The sequence below is a fragment of the Mesorhizobium sp. M7A.F.Ca.CA.001.08.2.1 genome (assembly GCF_003998455.1).
Lineage (GTDB): Bacteria > Pseudomonadota > Alphaproteobacteria > Rhizobiales > Rhizobiaceae > Mesorhizobium > Mesorhizobium ciceri.
Genome location: NZ_RZPW01001410.1, coordinates 1 through 580, shown reverse-complemented (window position 1 = coordinate 580; position 580 = coordinate 1). Strand labels below are relative to the sequence as shown.

The following is a 580-nucleotide window of genomic DNA, read 5'->3' as shown; positions in this document are numbered from 1 at the left end:
TGAGAGGATCGTCCGCCACCAACTTCGACCAGTCCGAAACAGTGCCGATTTCGTGATGCAACATCGTTCCCTCCCAGGTGATCGCACAACTGCGAGATCTGACCTTTGTTCCTTTGATTTTTGCGAGGGGGGAAGTCGCGCCCGCTGCCTCGATGGACGGCGGGTCACATGCGACTGATCGCTATTTCCGGGGCTCCGGGAACTTGATTATCGTCGCGCTGTCTTCCGGCTCCAGCGGCTCGTGGCCAGGCCGTTCGTGCCACATGACTTGCCGCAAATCGGTCTGATCGACTTTCTGGCCGCAAGATGGACACGCGTAGAAGCGGTCCTTTTCGCGAATGCAATTACCCCCGTTGCGGGGGATGCGAGGTCCAAGGTCAGACAGTTTTGTCATGGCGACGAAAATCACCGCCGGAGGAAAAAGTCCCCGCCATTTCAGCAAAAACCAACGGAACACTCTTTGGCGCCCGAGGTTCGATGAGCTGAAAGCATCGTGACTGCATGGACGCTTCCGCCAGCCCATCGACAGCCTCTATGGCACGATCCACGATGCCATCTCCTCTACGATCCTGGTTTGACC

At 57.4% G+C, this 580-nt stretch carries 1 protein-coding gene; it reads right to left on the bottom strand.

Annotation, left to right across the window (positions count from 1 at the left end; all coding sequences use genetic code 11):
• Positions 1 to 377 precede the first annotated feature (377 nt).
• The coding region (locus EN914_RS38625; protein ID WP_206527358.1) for a hypothetical protein at positions 378 to 580 on the bottom strand (203 nt) is incomplete at its 5' end.